This window comes from Vibrio nomapromontoriensis, assembly GCF_050337205.1.
Taxonomy (GTDB): domain Bacteria; phylum Pseudomonadota; class Gammaproteobacteria; order Enterobacterales; family Vibrionaceae; genus Vibrio; species Vibrio nomapromontoriensis.
Genome location: NZ_JAKJSS010000021.1, coordinates 1 through 16,878, shown reverse-complemented (window position 1 = coordinate 16,878; position 16,878 = coordinate 1). Strand labels below are relative to the sequence as shown.

The window sequence follows — 16,878 nt, the reverse complement described above, 5'->3', positions numbered from 1 at the left end:
TATTATGCTGCTTTAACGACTTTTGTTGGAGTCGGTGCCAAAAGAGCACTTTTTTCAACAAGCGTCATAGAAGGAGCGGCCTGTTTTGCGACAAAAGCAGGGGCAAAACCACTGCGACGACGCGACGCACCACGATTTGAGTGCGAAAACCTGACAGGAGTAGGGCGCATTGCTATACCTAACAGTCAGGCAATTCCATTGCCAATCTAATGGCCTGATTATTTATGAGTCATTGAAATACAATGGCTCTTTTTTGGCGGATGCCAGTCCTAATAAATAATCAGGAATAACGATATGCATGCATATCACGTATAGAATATCACCAAGTGTTATTTGGTTCGATAGCCTAGATAAAATTAATTGCTGCTTTTTTGCACATGTGGTTTTTTTGCTATGTATATTTGTTTTATCGTATCAATTGCGATAAAACGGTGAGTAGTGAATGGAGGTGCGTATGTCTTTTTTTAAGAAAACCTTAGCAAGCTTTGGGATTGGTGCGGCGCGAGTGGACTCTGTATTGCACCAGGAGTTCCTTTATCCTGGCGAGAACGTCAAAGTGACGGTTCATGTCTATGGCGGCAAAACCGCCCAAACGGTCGATAATATTAATATGCGTTTATGCTGCCGTTATATTGATGAAGTCGCTCGTAGTCATCATGATAACCAGAATCAGCCAGGCAGTCCTAAGAAGCGTGTAGCGAAAACCTATGAATTGGAAACGTGGACGTTACCTTACGCGTTTACGATTGAGCCCGGTGAAACGCGAGATTTTGAAGTAGAACTGGCGGTTCCCTGGAATACTCCCGTCACTTTGGGTGACTCTAAAGTGTGGCTCGAAACAGGGCTTGATATCGCACTAGCCGCCGACCCCACAGATAAAGATTTACTTACCGTGAGACCCGATCCTTTGCTTGATGGAATTTTTTCTACGCTAGAGCATGAAGGGTTGCGAATTCGACAAGTTGAATGCGAAGCGGCAAAAGGATTTGCGATGCCGTTTGTGCAAGAGTTTGAATTTGTGCCGACCACCGGGCCTTACCATGGTCGTTGGAGAGAACTAGAAATAGTAGCTTACCGGGATGAAAGCGAACTTAAATTGTGGTTTGAAATTGATAGAAATAGAGATGGCATTGGCGGAATGCTTTCTAGCTTGATTGGGTTGGGGCAGTTAAAGCGTGAACTAACCCTACCAAGCTCAATGACTGCAGAAGAAGCGGGTAAGAAAGTGCTCGATTATCTCGATCAAACCTCTTAGAAAAGGAATGCTCAATCATTCAGCTTACATTTGTAAGCTGAATGTGTCATGCTGCAAACAAGTCCTATCTTGAGTATGTACCATGTCATCAGCTTCATTGTATAGTTTGCACGAAGAGCGCGCGAATAGTGTTACCCACGCACTTGGTGTCGCTTTGTCTGCCGTTGGCTTAGTGTTACTTGTATTGAAATCGATTCAAGCTAATGCCGATGCGCTCACATTCATTAGCATGAGTGTTTATGGCTGCAGCATGGTGACATTATTTCTGGCTTCGACACTCTACCACTCTATTGATGACCCCACGCAAAAACGTCGCCTGAAGACTTTTGACCATTGTGCTATCTACCTGTTGATCGCAGGGAGTTATACACCGTTTATGCTGGTGTGTTTGCGAACACCTCTTGCCGTGTCAGTTATGGTCATTGTTTGGTTGTTGGCAGTAGTGGGTGTTGTCATGAAGCTTTTTTATGCCCACCGTATTAAGCGTTTTTCATTGCTGACTTATCTAACCATGGGTTGGCTATCGCTTATTCCGTTGTATCAGTTATCTCAAAGCTTAGATCCGTCAGGTGTTATGTTGTTGGCGCTGGGCGGGGTGACGTATACCTTGGGGGCGGTATTTTATGCGTGTGAGCGCATTCCATTCAATCATGCTATTTGGCATGTGTTTGTTTTGGCAGGCGCAGCCTGTCACTTTTTCGCTATTTATTGGTATGTACAGCCTCGTTAAGTCATAAGGGCACTGATGTTAACGACGCCAAAACGCAGGGAAAAAGAGCACAAGTAGTGTCAAAATCTCGAGGCGTCCCATTAACATGCCGAGACTTAATAACCATTTAGCGGCATCGGGCAGTGATGAGAAATTGCCTGTAGGGCCGATGATGGTTCCCATTCCTGGCCCTACGTTAGCCACGGCCGTAATTGCCCCTGAAATGCTGGTGACTGGGTCAAGTCCCATCGCGCTCAGTGATGCCGCAAGCACTATAATAGTAACAAAGAACATCAATACAAACGCGACAACAGAGCGAACAATATCATCATTGACGGGGCGATGGTTGTAGCGTTGTACGAAGACACCTGATGGATGGATAAGCTTCATCATCTGTTTGTTTAAGAGCGTAATGGCAATCTGAATACGGAATATTTTGATGCCACCAGACGTAGAACCAGAGCAAGCGCCTACCATCATTATAAATACAAAAATAACGCTGGGTAAGGCTCCCCACGCGGTAAAGTCTTCTAAACCAAAGCCAGTGGTTGTCACGACAGAGACGATGTTAAACATCGCGACTCGAAACGCATCAGTCAATGCGTAATCGTTTTTGATAATGAGCCACAGTGCAACAATGGTGCTGGATACTAAGAACAAATAGGTGAAACCGCGAACTTGCGCGTCATTGATGATGACACGAAGATTGCGTTTAGTGAGCGCAGAGACAAAGAGTAGGAAAGGTAACCCACCCAAAAACATAAAAATAGTGCCCACCCAATGGGCACCATTGGAGAAGTGGTTCATCGAACCATCGGAGGTGGAATAGCCCCCAGTAGATAGCGTTGTAAAGGCATGATTAATGCCATCAAACAATGACATGCCAGTTGCTAAGTAACCAAGCAGACACAGCGCGGTCAATACCAAATAGACTAAGACAATATTTTTAGCGACGGTTTTTGCTCTTGGGCTGCTTTTATCTGACCAATCGGACGATTCGGTTTGGAATAAGCGCATCCCCCCGACATTAAGCATCGGTAATACCGCCACCGCCATAACAATAAAGCCAATACCACCAAGCCATTGCAAAATAGAACGCCATAGCAAAATACTTGGTGCCATATTGTCGAGCCCGCTGAGAACGGTTGAGCCAGTCGTAGTAATGCCTGACATGGTTTCAAAATACGCATCGGTAAAGCTGATATGGTTGATGAACACAAAAGGTAGTGCGGCAAATGCGCTGGTAATCATCCAGACGAGGCTGGTAATCAGGAACATATCACGCACACTTAGGTGAAAATTCTTGGTGCGACCTATTGATAGGCATAGAAATGCCACAAGGTGGGTAATGGCTACCGCTAAACCAAAATCAAGAAAACCATCGGTACCCGTGAAAAAGGCGACTAATGTCGGGACGTACATAAATAGGGCCAGTTTTGAAAGAACTAACCCAATAACGAACGCGACTGGACGAGCATTGACCATAAATGTGCCTTATAAGAAGAATGCACTTGGTTGGAATAGTGCTTCTACATCGGGAACATACTTTTTGTCCACAAGGAACATGACCACGTGGTCATCTTGCTCAATGACGGTACGATCGTGAGCAATCAGCACTTCTTCGCCACGAACAATCGCGCCAATGGTGGTGCCTGGTGGTAACTTGATCTCACCAATGGCTTTGCCTACCACTTTGGATGTGGTTTCATCACCACGAGCGACGGCTTCAATGGCTTCAGCAGCGCCGCGTCTTAATGACGATACATTAACGATGTCAGCACGTCTTACATGGGTTAGCAGCGCGGAAATAGTGGCTTGCTGAGGTGATATTGCTACGTCAATGGTGCCACCTTGAACGAGATCAACGTACGCGCCTCGTTGAATGAGCACCATCACTTTTTTAGCGCCCATCTTTTTCGCTAACATTGCAGACATGATGTTAGTTTCATCTTCATTGGTTAGCGCAATAAAGACATCAACTTGGTCGATGTTTTCTTCGGCAAGCAATTCTTGATCCGCCGCGTCACCGCAGAACACGATGGTGTTTTCGAGTTGCTCAGAAAGCTTCTCAGCTCGTTGATAACTGCGTTCGATGAGCTTAACGCTGTAGTTTTGTTCTAGGCGTTTCGACAGGCTTGAACCTATGTTACCCCCACCAACAATCATGATGCGACGATAAGGTTTTTCGAGACGTTGAAGCTCACTCATGACCGAACGAATATGGTTACTGGCCGCAACAAAAAACACCTCGTCGTCGGCTTCAATAATTGTGGTGCCTTGAGGGCGAATAGGGCGACCTTGTCGAAAGATGGCAGCGACTCGCGTGTCGATGTGCGGCATGTGTTCACGCAATGTTGATAGGGCATTGCCTACCAGTGGACCGCCATAGTAGGCCTTCACCGCCACTAGGCTGACCTTCTCATCGGCAAAACTGACCACTTGCAGCGCGCCGGGATATTGAATTAAGCGTTCGATATAACTGGTGACCAACTCTTCTGGCGCAATTAAGTGATCAACGGGTACCGCCCCTGAATTAAACAGTGTTTCTTTTTCAATGAGGTACTCACGTGAGCGAATACGAGCGACACGGTTTGGGGTGTTAAAGAGCGAAAACGCCACCTGACAGGCTGCCATATTGGTTTCGTCCATATTGGTGACGGCAACCAACATATCGGCATCTTGAGCGCCAGCTTCACGCAATACGTCGGGGTGGCTGGCATAGCCGTTGACCACCCGTAAATCATACTTATCTTGTAGTTCACGCAGACGGTCACTGTTTTTATCTACAATGGTAATATCATTGTTTTCACCCACGAGGTTTTCTGCGAGTGTGCCACCGACTTGCCCTGCACCAAGAATGATGATTTTCATAACGTTTCGCTCTTTTGATTATGTCGACTCAACGAGTCGCTAGAATAACTATCAATACCTTAGCATTCTATGCTTTTTTTAATACTGCGTAATAGAAGCCATCCATATCTTCTTCTCCAGGCAAAATCTGACGTCCTGGGTGGTTGATATCTGAATCTACTAGCTGGGCATTGCTGGTTCGCGCCAAGAATGCTTTCACTTGTTCTACGTTTTCTTGCGGTGTAATTGAGCATGTTGCATACACCATGGTGCCGCCGCTTTTGAGCTGTTGCCACATTGCATCAAATATTTCACGCTGCAGCTCAGCAAGAGCCGCAATGTCTTCAGCTCGACGCAGCCATTTAATATCAGGGTGGCGACGAATAACGCCCGTTGCAGAGCAAGGCGCATCCAACAAGATGCGGTCGAACTGTTCACCTTGCCACCACTCTTGTGGTGTTCTTGCATCACCACAAACGACAGTCGCTTGAAGTTGCAAACGCTGCAGGTTGTCGTGAACGCGCTTGAGGCGGGTTTCATCGCAATCAATGGCAACGACTTTGCTGCCTGTCGTGCGTTCAAGAATATGAGCCGTTTTGCCACCTGGCGCGGCGCAGCAATCTAGAATTAACTCACCATCTTGAGGTTGGAGATAATTAAGAGAGAGTTGCGCTGCGGCATCTTGTACCGATACCCAGCCTTTATCAAAGCCTGGCAAATTGTTGACGTCGCAAGGTGCGGCCAATTTTAGAGCATCTTGCGCTTCTGAGTGTGCTGTGCAATCAATGCCTTCATTTTTGAGCAGTTCTAGGTATTCATCTCTTGTGTGATGCTGGTGATTCACACGTAACCACATCGGTGCCTTGGTGTTGTTCGCTTCTAGAATATCCGCCCACTGCTCTGGGTAACTATTTTGGAGCAGTTTTAGCAGCCAGCCTGGGTGACCATATTTACCGGCATTGTGACTCATGGATATTTCATCGAGCTGTTCTTGATTGCGTTGATAATTTCGCAATACCGCATTGATGAGCCCACGCAATTTCGGGCCTTTTAGCGTTTTCGTTGCTTCAACCGTTTCACCTACTGCGGCGTGTGCTGGGATGCGCATATTGCCAATTTGGTAAATGCCGACAAGGATCAGGTGATGAAAAACACGCTGTTTGCCTTTAAGAGGTTTTTCCATGAGCTCAGAAGCAATGGATTCCAAGCGAGGTAGGATTCGCAGGGCGCCAAAACAAATTTCTTGCAGTAAAGCTTGGTCACGTGGTTTGACCTGCTGTTGACCGGCAGGAAGCGCATTGGATAGGGATTGACCTTTATCAACCACTTGAAACAGGATGTTGGCCGCAACAGCGCGAACGTTCATGTTAGTTACCTAAAATTGTGTTGTTATTAAAACAAACTAGGGCCTGCACTGGTCAGTACTGGCCCTAAAGATTGTATGTAGGGAGTATCGTTAACCTAGGATACTGCCGACTTCAAACCAGCTGGCTTTGGAGTTTAGTACATCACTGACCGGCATGGCTTTCTTTCCTGGGATCTGGATCTGCTCCAGAACTAAGGTGTCCTTTCCAGTAGCAACGTAAATTCCTGTTTTATCAGCCTTAAGGATAGTGCCTACTGCCATTTCTGTCGTACTTGCCTCGACACGAGATTGCCAAACTTTGATGTTGTTCTCTTCCACCGAGAAGAAGCTCATTGGCCACGGGTTAAAGGCACGCACGCAGCGCTCGATAAACTCCGCGTCTAGCGACCAGTCAATCTTCGCTTCGTCTTTGCTCAACTTACTGGCGTAATTGGCTTGCTCGTCGTCTTGTTTTACTGGTTTTGTATTGTTAACAGCAATGTCACCTAAGCAGTCAACTAAAGCCTGGGGACCTAGCTCGGCGAGCTTGTCATACATAGTGGCACTAGTGTCGGTGGCTTCGATAGGAAGTGTCGCGATCTTTAGCATGTCACCAGTATCAAGACCGATATCCATCTGCATGATAGTCACGCCTGTTTCTGCATCGCCCGCCCAAATAGAGCGCTGGATTGGCGCTGCGCCACGCCAGCGAGGCAAAATAGAACCGTGAACATTGATACAACCCAATTTAGGGGTATCAAGGACTGCTTGTGGGAGCAATAAACCATACGCAACGACAACCATAAGATCAGCATTCAAATCTTTCAGCGTTTGTTTGGCTTCATCTGACTTAAAATTCACTGGCTGGTAGACAGGAATATCATGCTCAATCGCCATCGTTTTTACAGGGCTAGCGGTTAGCTTTTTGCCGCGCCCCGCCGGTCGATCTGGTTGGGTGTAAACGGCAATAATGTCGTGCTCCGAAGACAATAACGCCGCCAAGTGACGGGCGGCGAAGTCTGGAGTACCGGCAAACACAATGCGTAATGATTGGCTCACAGAAACCTCACTTAAGTTATTATTGTTTCGCGTTGAAGCGCTGAATCTTTTCTAATTTATCTTTGATACGCTTACGCTTTAGAGGGGAAAGATAATCGACAAAAAGTTTGCCCTCTAAATGGTCCAATTCGTGCTGAACACAAATGGCGAGTAAGTCATCGGCTTCAAAGGAGAACGTTTCACCATCGCGGTTAAGCGCAGTGACGCTGACTTCTGCTGCGCGAGCTACGAGTGCGCGTGCGCCAGGCACGGACAAGCAGCCTTCTTCAATGCCGTCTTCACCGCGTTTTTCGGTGATTTCTGGATTGATAAGGACCATAGGCTCATCGCGTGTGTCCGAAATATCGATCACAACAATACGCTGGTGGAAGTCTACTTGCGTTGCCGCTAGACCAATTCCTTCTTCGTCGTACATGGTTTCAATCATGTCATCAACGACTTTTTGAATCTCCGGAGTGACTTCAGTGACAGGCTTTGCGACTGTTCTTAGGCGCTCATCCGGGAAAGTTAATACTTGTAATACAGACATATACACTCAAAATATTGAACTGTGCCGAATAGGCACGGACTTCGTTGGTTCAATTCTAGACATTTTCGCACCTAAATGACAGCATCCCATGAAACAAAGCAAGGGAATGCTGACGATGAAACAACAAATATTGAGATCAAAGTGGCATTTTATTCTGCTTACACTCTCTGTATTTGTTTGCTTTCCTGTGGATTCCGATGAGTTGAAGATCAAATCCAATGTCCCTAAGTCTTATGTGGTTGTGGCAGGAGATACGTTGTGGGACATCTCTACATTATATTTGCAGTCACCATGGCGATGGCCTGAACTTTGGGGGCAAAACCAGCACATCGATAACCCACACCTAATCTACCCTGGCGATCGACTCTCGCTCATCTGGATTGATGGCAAGCCTCGTCTGACAAAGAAGGCCTTTGAAAAGCTATCACCTCGTATTCGTACTAACCAAAAAGTTGCCATTTCGGGCGCGGAGCGCTCTACGGTGACTCGTTATCTAGAAAAAGAAGGGCTTGTCGAATCCTCTCGATTAGAGGCATTCCCGGTTGTTGCAGGGTCAAGTCGTGGTCTGGACTATGTGACGGATCGTGATGAGCTCTACATTCAATATAAAGGGGCAGAGCGTAAGTGGGGTATTTATCGGGTTGGTAAAGCGTATATATCGAGCGATGAGCAGGTTGAAATGACGGAAATTCGCCTATTGGCGGAAGCCCATACCGTTGATCAGAAAGAAGGAATGACGACGTTAATTATAACCAGCCTTAAAAGAGAGCTTAAAAAAGGTGATCTCGTTATTCCGTTTAGCGTCCATCAGGATATGTCTCTAGCCGCCAGTTTTTCTCCTCAACCTGGACCCGATATTACGTCTAAGCCAGTTCAGCTTCTGGGCTCGCTAAATTCGTTGAACTATGCCGTGCAAGGACAGACAGTGGTGCTCAATGTTGGTGCATTGGATAGCGTGAAGCAGGGAAGTACTTACCTTATCAAGCGGCGTTCGGAAGATTTTCGCTTTTCATCAGGGGAGAAAGGACTCACCAAAGCCACGGAGGTATCCACATTCCCTAAAGTTGAAATTGGGCAATTGATGGTGATTCGTCCGTATGCGCATTTTAGTATCGCCGTGATCACGACATCGACAGAACCGGTATCAATGATGGCAATCATTGAAGCACCAGAACGGTAATGACACTGATGGTTGAGCGTAAATCGTTAGAAGACGAATTAGCCGCATGGCTGACGTTGGCCTTGTGTCCGGGTATTGGTTCGGTGACGTTTCATAAGTTATGCGCGATTGCGGCACCCTCAACGCTGATTGATTTTGATGAACTTCAGCTACGTGCTATTGGTCTAAAAGAAAAACAAATTCGTTTTATTCGCCATGATGCCACGAACGTCGTGCAAGCTTGCTTAGAATGGCAGAATCGCCCATACCACCATATATTGTTGTCGATAAACCCTCATTACCCTGCTTTACTTAAAGAAACAAAGGGGTATCCACCGATACTGTTCGTTATTGGTCATCCACAAGTATTGAGTGCTCCGCAAATTGCGATGGTTGGCAGCCGAAATGCCACAATAGAAGGGCTAGAGACAGCATCGAGTTATGCGCATACTTTTTCTGAACAAGGGTTTGTTGTCACGAGTGGCTTGGCGCTGGGTGTGGATGGACACGCTCATCAGGGGGCGTTGAATGCCGGTGGTAAAACGGTGGCGGTATTGGGCTCTGGCTTAGCGCATATTTATCCTCATCGACACAAAGGACTTGCGAGTCGAATTCAGGAACAAGGCGCTTTAATTAGCGAGCATCCCCCTTTCAGTAAACCGAGGCCGGAGTTTTTCCCACGTCGAAATCGTATTATTAGTGGCTTGGCGGCTGGTGTTGTGGTGGTTGAGGCAACAGAAAAAAGTGGCTCATTAATTACAGCGCGATATGCTGCTGAGCAAGGTCGAGATGTGTTCGCTATTCCGGGCTCAATCCGACACCCTTTTCATAACGGGTGCCACTCATTGATAAAAAATGGTGCTTGTCTCGTACAATCACCAAAGGATGTGTTGGATGAAATAGAATCGCTGACAAACTGGTCTAAAGATCATCAACCGAGTTTTTTTGACTCACCACCTGAGAGGCAAGTGTCTGATAAAGAAGCATTGCCATATCAAGAACTGTTGGCTAACGTAGGAATAGAGCCGACACCTGTTGATATTTTGGCTCAAAAGACCCATATTCCTGTGCATGAGGTCATGCAACAGCTCCTTGAGCTTGAATTACTTGGCCATATTGTTGCCGTTACCGGTGGTTATATTCTTAGTGGGAGAGGCAAGCTATGATGATGGACATACTGATGTACCTGTTTGAAACCTATATCCATAGCGATGCGGAACTACAGGTAGACCAAGACGAACTGGAAGATGAATTGCTTCGAGCAGGCTTTCAGCAAAAAGATATTTACAAAGCACTGCAATGGTTAGAAGACTTAGCGGAACTGCAAGATACCGATAAGCACTCTGCTATCTCGATGAGTGCATCCACCTCAACTCGTATTTACACCGCCAAAGAAATGTCTCGTATTGACGTTAAGAGCCGAGGCTTTTTGATGTTTTTAGAGCAAGTGGGTGTCTTGACGACAGAAACTCGTGAGATGGTGATAGATCGAGTGATGGGACTGGAAACAAGTGAATTTGAATTGGATGATCTGAAGTGGATTATCTTAATGGTATTGTTCAATGTTCCCGGTAATGAAAATGAATATACGCTGATGGAAGAGCTGATCTACACCACGGAGCAAGGCATGGTTCATTAGAAACCCGCCCCCTAACGTTTACAGAAGAGAGTTTCATGAGCGGTAAAATTGATCATCAACTGTTTTCGGCTCATGAACATGCGCTCGATAAAGAGTCATGTCCGCAATGCCAGCGCGGTACGTTACAGCTAAAGAATGGTAAGCACGGCCCTTTTCTAGGTTGCAGTGATTACCCTAGCTGTGAATTTATTAAGCCACTGCATCAAAATGATGGCCATATCATTAAATCATTAGGGGTGTCATGCCCAGACTGTGGTCGTGAGCTATTGCTTCGCCAAGGTCGTTACGGAATGTTTATTGGTTGCAGCGGGTATCCGGAATGTCATTTTATTCAATCGCCCAATAAACCTGAAGACAACGAACAGAATAGTGTCGCTGATGTTTCTTGTCCTGAGTGCCGGAAGGGACACTTAATAGAGAGAAAATCACGATTTGGTAAAGCTTTTTACGCTTGCGATGCCTATCCGAAATGCAAGTTTGCAGTGAACCACCCGCCTGTGGTTGGCAGCTGCGATGGTTGTGGTTATCCGTTATTGACGGAAAAGAAACGGGCGTCTGGAGTGGTACTTGAATGTGCTTCACGCTCGTGTCATAAAATTCAAAATGAAAACGGCTCTTAATGAGCCGTTTTTTATTGGGATGAGATAATCACTGACCGGAGAGTATGCTTGGGCAGCTACAACGCGTGCGCCGCAGGCTTTAGTGCCGGAAATGCCGCTGGGTCGAGAATATCAGCGAGCTTAATGAGCGTCGCTTTCAGTTCTGCGTTGTCAGAGGCTGACACATTAATATGCCCCATCTTACGCCCAGCTCGTTTCTCTTTGCCATACCAATGTACATGACAACCTGGTAGCTGATGTACCGCCTCTGGGACGCAATCTTCGCCTAAGATGTTGACCATTGACGTTGTGCGGGTGAGCTGCGTTGAGCCAAGTGGCATGTCGCAAACCGCGCGTAAATGGTTTTCAAACTGACAAGTATCGGCGCCCTGTTGTGTCCAGTGTCCAGAATTGTGCACGCGCGGGGCAATTTCATTGACGAGTAGAGCACCATTGACGTCAAAGAACTCTAACGCCAGTACACCGACATAATCAAGAGACTCTGCAACGGCGGTGAACATTTTGGCTGCTTGTTGCTGTAGCTCACTTTCATCAATCGCGGTTGATAGTGTTAATACGCCGTCGGTATGCACGTTTTCCGCCAAAGGATAAATCGCAATATCACCTTGTTGATTACGAGCGCCAATCAGTGAGACCTCACGCTGAAAAGGGACAAATTCTTCCGCGACAATCGCTTGGTTCTCTGACTGTTCAATACACACTAGCATTTCCGCCCAAATTGATTCGACGTTATCTAGGGTTTTAAGTCGCCATTGACCTTTACCGTCGTAGCCACCAAGCGCACTTTTTAGCACCATCGGCAAGCCGACATGAGAAATGGCCGCATCGAAATCTTGTCGTGAGCGGATAATGGCGTACTTGGCATTTTTTACACCTGCTTGATCAAGCAGGGCTTTTTCAATGCGTCGATCACCACCGGCTTTGATCGCCTGTGTCGAAGGGAGAAACTTGCCACTTTTTTCACAGATGTCTAAAACTGCAAGCGGGATGTGCTCAAACTCAGCCGTAATCACGTCGGCAAGGTCGATAGCTTGCTGTAAACCGTTACCCAGCACTTCAAGTGTTAAGGGGTGGACGATGTCTTCGCTGTTTACGTCAAACGCCGATATCTTGATATTGAGAGGTGCGCCAGCCAGAGCCATCATTCGTGCTAACTGACCAGCTCCTAAAACCAATACGTGCTTCATTATCAATCCTCTGATGGATCAGGGTTTGCGAGTACAGTATCCGTTTGTGTTTGGCGGAATGCTTCGACTTTTTCCATAACCGCTGGTTGGTGAATGCCGATGATTTGAGCCGCTAGGATGCCCGCATTTGCAGCACCAGCTTCACCAATGGCTAAAGTACCGACTGCAATGCCTTTTGGCATTTGAACGATAGAGAGCAGTGAGTCCATTCCTTTTAGCGCACGACTTTGCACTGGCACACCTAATACAGGAATGCTCGTGAATGCTGCAGCCATACCTGGAAGGTGTGCAGCACCGCCAGCTCCTGCGATGATAACGGAAATACCGCGCTCTTTGGCAGAAGTCGCGTAGTCTGCTAGTAGTTGTGGTGTGCGGTGAGCGGAAACAACTTTCGTTTCATATTCCACACCAAATTGGTCTAGCATATCAGCAGCCAGTTGCATTGTTGGCCAGTCTGATTTTGAACCCATAATAATACCGACTTTCATCCGAAGCTCCTTCAAAGCATGTTCAAATGGACTAAATTGCGCGCATTATACGAGTATTTTTTTCATAGGAAAACGTTTGCGTGAGTTAAAGTTGGGTTTTTTTCTGGATTCTAGGCAGGGTTTTGAGCATAGTGCGGTGAATTGTAAAAAAAATGTTTAGATTTAAGGAAAGGAAGGCGCAGTGAATAACGTTCTCTCTATTGTCGATATGCTCAAGTTGGGTGAGGTGATTGCTTATCCAACGGAAGGGGTGTTTGGTGTCGGCTGTGATCCGGACAACATAGAAGCGATTCAAAAGTTATTGGCAGTGAAAGAAAGACCTGTAGAGAAAGGGCTGATTTTGATTGCGAGTAGTTATGAACAGCTGCGTCCCTATATTGACGAGACTCAACTCAGCAAGACGCAACTTGAACGTGTTTTTTCTACTTGGCCAGGCCCTTATACTTGGGTGATGCCAGCCAGTAGAAAGGTATCTCCTTGGTTGAGTGGTCAGTTTGATACGATTGCAGTAAGGGTGACCGACCATGCTCTTGTTCAAGCATTATGCCAAGAATTTGGTAAGCCAGTGACATCGACGAGCGCTAACTTAACCGGTATGCCTTCATGTATGACGGTAAATGAAGTGAAGGTTCAACTTGGAGAGCGCCTAGCGGGTATTCTTAATGGTGAAGTGGGTGGGCGTGAAAACCCGAGCGAAATTCGTGACGCAAGAACCGGGAAAATGATTAGGCAAGGGTAGAGAGGTCGATAGACAATGTCAGGCGTAGATAAATATCAAGTGAAAGCATTCTTGTTGCAATTACAAGATTCCATTTGTGAACAACTAACCAGCGTAGACGGTGTAGCGCAATTTGTTGAAGATGAATGGCAAAGAGAACTTGGCGGCGGCGGGCGAAGTCGCGTGCTTAAAGATGGTGGGGTGTTTGAACAAGGTGGCGTAAACTTTTCCCATGTCTTTGGAGATAAAATGCCAGCGTCTGCTACCGCTCACCGCCCAGAATTGGCGGGACGCAAGTTCGAAGCCATGGGAGTCTCTTTAGTGTTGCATCCCAAGAACCCTTATGTGCCTACATCGCACGCCAACGTGCGATTTTTTGTGGCAGAAAAAGAGGGCGAAGCACCCATCTGGTGGTTTGGTGGTGGCTTTGATTTAACCCCCTTTTACCCTTTTGAGGAAGACTGTCAGCATTGGCATCAGGTAGCTAAGGATTTATGTGCGCCATTTGGCGATGACGTCTATGCCGAACATAAAAAATGGTGTGATGACTACTTCTTCTTACCGCACCGAAATGAAACCCGCGGTATTGGGGGCTTGTTCTTTGATGATTTAAATCAGTGGGGCTTTGATAAGTCGTTTCAGTATATGCAGGCGGTTGGCAATGGTTACCTCGATGCGTACTTGCCGATAGTGAATCAACGTAAGAGTTTAGAGTTTGGCTCACGTGAACGTGACTTTCAACTCTATCGCCGTGGTCGATATGTCGAGTTCAACCTCGTTTATGACCGTGGAACACTGTTTGGCTTGCAAAGTGGCGGGCGGACTGAGTCGATACTAATGTCGATGCCACCATTAGCGCGCTGGGAATATAGTTATCAGCCTGAAGAAAATACACCAGAAGCGACGCTTTACTCGGACTATTTGAAGCCAAGAGACTGGTAACTTGGCGAAAGCATGCTGAAGTGATAGTGTCTTTAATATCACTTTAGTATGCAGCAGGCAGGGACATGAGCAAGCCAGATCAGTATGTTGTTTTCGGAAATCCTATCACTCAAAGTAAATCTCCTTTTATTCATACCTTGTTTGCTAAGCAGACTGCGCAAAATATGGAGTATGGTCGTCAGCAGCCGGATAACACAGAGTTTATATCTGCAGTTGAAGTGTTTTTTAATGAGGGTGGTAAAGGGTGCAATATCACTGCCCCCTTTAAAGAAGAAGCTTATCAATTTGCAAGCCGCCTAACAGAAAGAGCGCAATTGGCTGGAGCGGTTAACACGTTAAAGAAAGTCGATGATGGTGAGATCATTGGAGACAATACTGATGGTGAAGGATTAGTTCAGGACTTATTACAGCATCAAGTGATGCTCGAGGGCGCATCAATTCTTGTCATAGGGGCTGGTGGAGCCGCTCGTGGTGTGCTGAAACCGCTTTTAGATCAAAAACCGTCCTCAATCACCTTGACCAACCGCACTTTTGGAAAAGCAGAAGACTTAGTGGGTATTTTTTCCAGCTTTGGGGCTATCAATGCCATCGAAATGTCGAGTGTTTCGAAAAGCTATGATGTTGTTATCAACTCTACATCTGCAAGTCTGTACAACGAACGTCCAAGTATAAGTCACGCAATTTTTGGTCCGCAGACGGTGAGTTATGATATGGCCTACGGTCAAGGACTAACGACATTCAATCAGTGGGCCAGTCAATCAGGTGCTGCGGTCACTTATGACGGACTGGGTATGTTAGTGGGGCAAGCCGCTGAAAGCTTCATGCTATGGCGTGGGCTACGCCCGGGCTCTCGACAAATCTTGCGCGAACTTCGTAGAAATCTGGAAAGTTAGTAAAATGAATCAATCAATATTGTTTTCTGATGACATTGTATGGAATTCCCTCACGCAGACATTAGCATTTCATGCCAATCAGTCCGGCATGCTAATTACTTGTACTATTGATGCTGAAAAGCTAGGTCAGTTAGCCTCTATGCGAGTGAATAATGAAGAAGAGGCTATCGAAGCATATAAAAAAGCGCAGTTTGATATTGAAGAGTGCGCAGAAGCCCTCATTGAAGATGAGGACTTCGATGACCAAGGTAATATTAAAGTGGGCTAGCGAATAACGTCAACATGATTAATGTAGTCATTTTTGTTCTGTACATAATTGTTTGATGACGTCTGTAAAAATGTGGTTTCTTTTTCTGTTAGTGGACGAATTTGTTTTACCGGGCTTCCCACGTATAGGTAGCCCCTTTCGAGGCGCTTATTTGGTGGAACTAAACTTCCCGCACCAATCATTACATCGGATTCAATGATGGCACCATCTAATACGATGCTAGCCATTCCAATCAACACGCGGTCGTGAATGGTGCAGCCGTGAAGCATAACCTGATGACCAATAGTGACATCACTACCAATTAATAATGGATAACCCTCAGGGTTATCCATATTTCTGTGGGTAACATGTAAGACGGAGTTGTCTTGAATATTCGTTCTGTCTCCAATCTCAATACGATTGACATCGCCACGTGCAGAGACGAATGGCCAAATGCTCACATCCTTACCAAGGTGAACATCTCCTACGATAACGCTAGTCATATCTATATAGACAGAAGAGTCGAATTGCGGGCAAATTCCTTTGAAACTACGAACTGAAGTCATATTTATCTCTTAGTTGAGAGTTTGTAATGTGATTTATGCTGATTTTAAGCGGTTTTTTAACCATTAAGAATAAAAAACAATCAGACAGATAAAAAAAGTTGAAAAAGTGACTTTTAGGGCTTGCCAATGTGATTCGGATCTCTATAATGCACCCTCGCTGACACGGGAACGGTTCAACAAAAACCGAGAACGAGTCAGAAGGTTATTAAGCTCAATGAGCTTAGCAAAATAAGTTTTAAAAAGTGTTTGACACTGAAGCTTATCTAGCTAAAATGGCCGTCCGTTTTGAGCAAGCCTCGAAACAAGCTCTTTAACAATATAGACCTATATCAATCTGTGTGGACACTTGTTGATGATAATCATTATGTTTGCTTCTGCTGCAAAGTAGAAACGAACCACTTCTTCGGAAGTAAAATGGTTTTCAATGAACACGTGACCTAAGGGTAGTAAGCTCGCTTACTGTCACACAGTCAAAATTCATTATCGTTCTGTTGGAACGRTAATAGCTTTAAAATTACTTCTTACTTTTTAAGTAAGGGACAGTTTTGAAGTCAGTATTCATTGAGCCGACAAAATCTTAAATTGAAGAGTTTGATCATGGCTCAGATTGAACGCTGGCGGCAGGCCTAACACATGCAAGTCGAGCGGAAACGACAACATTGACCCTTCGGG

General features: G+C 46.0%; 19 protein-coding genes and 1 rRNA gene. 11 read left to right on the top strand and 9 right to left on the bottom strand.

Going from position 1 to position 16,878, the window contains the following annotated elements:
• Positions 1–2: 2 nt before the first annotated feature.
• The gene (locus L4D05_RS22030; RefSeq protein WP_250619274.1) at positions 3–170 is read right to left on the bottom strand and encodes a hypothetical protein; all 168 of its coding nucleotides are present in this window, start codon (positions 168–170) and stop codon (positions 3–5) included.
• 284 nt (positions 171–454) lie between these two features.
• On the opposite strand from L4D05_RS22030, the gene L4D05_RS22025 reads away from it, so the two are divergent.
• A complete protein-coding gene (locus L4D05_RS22025; RefSeq protein ID WP_265676767.1) occupies positions 455–1,255 on the top strand; it encodes a sporulation protein in 801 nt (266 codons plus the stop codon).
• Between the two features lie 82 nt (positions 1,256–1,337).
• Complete coding sequence (trhA, locus tag L4D05_RS22020) at positions 1,338–1,985, top strand: PAQR family membrane homeostasis protein TrhA (protein ID WP_265676766.1); 648 nt, start codon at positions 1,338–1,340, stop codon at positions 1,983–1,985.
• An 18-nt stretch (positions 1,986–2,003) separates the two neighbouring features.
• On the opposite strand, the gene L4D05_RS22015 is transcribed toward trhA, so the two are convergent.
• From L4D05_RS22015 to def, 5 genes are all read right to left on the bottom strand, one after another.
• Complete coding sequence (locus L4D05_RS22015) at positions 2,004–3,449, bottom strand: TrkH family potassium uptake protein (RefSeq protein ID WP_428795294.1); 1,446 nt, start codon at positions 3,447–3,449, stop codon at positions 2,004–2,006.
• A gap of 9 nt (positions 3,450–3,458) precedes the next feature.
• Entirely contained in the window at positions 3,459–4,835 is a 1,377-nt protein-coding gene (gene trkA, locus L4D05_RS22010; protein ID WP_265676764.1) for a Trk system potassium transporter TrkA, read from the bottom strand.
• Positions 4,836–4,902: 67 nt separating this feature from the next.
• Positions 4,903–6,180 (bottom strand): 16S rRNA (cytosine(967)-C(5))-methyltransferase RsmB, encoded by a 1,278-nt coding sequence (gene rsmB / locus L4D05_RS22005; protein ID WP_428795293.1) that lies wholly within the window; start codon positions 6,178–6,180, stop codon positions 4,903–4,905.
• Positions 6,181–6,270: 90 nt separating this feature from the next.
• Positions 6,271–7,218 carry a methionyl-tRNA formyltransferase gene (gene fmt / locus L4D05_RS22000; RefSeq protein WP_428754681.1) on the bottom strand — a complete coding sequence of 316 codons (948 nt, stop codon included), beginning with the start codon at positions 7,216–7,218 and terminating at the stop codon, positions 6,271–6,273.
• 19 nt (positions 7,219–7,237) lie between these two features.
• Entirely contained in the window at positions 7,238–7,747 is a 510-nt protein-coding gene (def, locus tag L4D05_RS21995; protein WP_250619267.1) for a peptide deformylase, read from the bottom strand.
• A 115-nt stretch (positions 7,748–7,862) separates the two neighbouring features.
• Here def and L4D05_RS21990 point away from each other — a divergent pair, with 115 nt between their 5' ends.
• From L4D05_RS21990 to L4D05_RS21975, 4 genes are read left to right on the top strand one after another with little or no spacing between them, the layout of a single operon-like run.
• Entirely contained in the window at positions 7,863–8,927 is a 1,065-nt protein-coding gene (locus tag L4D05_RS21990; protein ID WP_428795292.1) for a LysM peptidoglycan-binding domain-containing protein, read from the top strand.
• 8 nt (positions 8,928–8,935) lie between these two features.
• Positions 8,936–10,072 carry a DNA-processing protein DprA gene (dprA, locus tag L4D05_RS21985; protein ID WP_428795316.1) on the top strand — a complete coding sequence of 379 codons (1,137 nt, stop codon included), beginning with the start codon at positions 8,936–8,938 and terminating at the stop codon, positions 10,070–10,072.
• Positions 10,069–10,545: a DUF494 family protein gene (locus L4D05_RS21980; protein WP_279348332.1), complete on the top strand. Its 477-nt coding sequence runs from the start codon at positions 10,069–10,071 to the stop codon at positions 10,543–10,545. The genes dprA and L4D05_RS21980 overlap by 4 nt, the downstream gene beginning before the upstream one ends.
• 35 nt (positions 10,546–10,580) lie before the next feature.
• Complete coding sequence (locus tag L4D05_RS21975) at positions 10,581–11,165, top strand: topoisomerase DNA-binding C4 zinc finger domain-containing protein (protein WP_428795291.1); 585 nt, start codon at positions 10,581–10,583, stop codon at positions 11,163–11,165.
• 56 nt (positions 11,166–11,221) lie between these two features.
• Here the strand turns inward: L4D05_RS21975 and L4D05_RS21970 are convergent, their stop codons facing one another.
• The gene (locus L4D05_RS21970; RefSeq protein ID WP_428795290.1) at positions 11,222–12,352 is read right to left on the bottom strand and encodes a 5-(carboxyamino)imidazole ribonucleotide synthase; all 1,131 of its coding nucleotides are present in this window, start codon (positions 12,350–12,352) and stop codon (positions 11,222–11,224) included.
• Between the two features lie 2 nt (positions 12,353–12,354).
• On the bottom strand, positions 12,355–12,840 hold the full coding sequence (gene purE, locus L4D05_RS21965) for a 5-(carboxyamino)imidazole ribonucleotide mutase (RefSeq protein WP_265677965.1): 486 nt from the start codon (positions 12,838–12,840) through the stop codon (positions 12,355–12,357).
• Positions 12,841–13,021: 181 nt separating this feature from the next.
• Here purE and tsaC point away from each other — a divergent pair, with 181 nt between their 5' ends.
• The 4 genes from tsaC to L4D05_RS21945 all read left to right on the top strand — a co-directional run bounded on the left by tsaC (position 13,022) and on the right by L4D05_RS21945 (position 15,661).
• A complete protein-coding gene (gene tsaC / locus L4D05_RS21960) occupies positions 13,022–13,579 on the top strand; it encodes an L-threonylcarbamoyladenylate synthase type 1 TsaC (protein WP_428795289.1) in 558 nt (185 codons plus the stop codon).
• 15 nt (positions 13,580–13,594) lie between these two features.
• Positions 13,595–14,500, top strand: a complete 906-nt coding sequence (hemF, locus tag L4D05_RS21955; protein ID WP_428795288.1) for an oxygen-dependent coproporphyrinogen oxidase — start codon at positions 13,595–13,597, stop codon at positions 14,498–14,500.
• A gap of 65 nt (positions 14,501–14,565) precedes the next feature.
• The gene (gene aroE / locus L4D05_RS21950) at positions 14,566–15,393 is read left to right on the top strand and encodes a shikimate dehydrogenase (protein WP_265677962.1); all 828 of its coding nucleotides are present in this window, start codon (positions 14,566–14,568) and stop codon (positions 15,391–15,393) included.
• A 4-nt stretch (positions 15,394–15,397) separates the two neighbouring features.
• Positions 15,398–15,661: a DUF1488 family protein gene (locus L4D05_RS21945; protein WP_265677960.1), complete on the top strand. Its 264-nt coding sequence runs from the start codon at positions 15,398–15,400 to the stop codon at positions 15,659–15,661.
• Here L4D05_RS21945 and L4D05_RS21940 read toward each other — a convergent pair.
• A complete protein-coding gene (locus tag L4D05_RS21940) occupies positions 15,658–16,206 on the bottom strand; it encodes a gamma carbonic anhydrase family protein (protein WP_265677959.1) in 549 nt (182 codons plus the stop codon). The genes L4D05_RS21945 and L4D05_RS21940 overlap by 4 nt on opposite strands.
• 579 nt (positions 16,207–16,785) lie before the next feature.
• On the opposite strand from L4D05_RS21940, the gene L4D05_RS21935 reads away from it, so the two are divergent.
• Positions 16,786–16,878 (top strand): 16S ribosomal RNA (locus L4D05_RS21935); the annotation flags it as partial.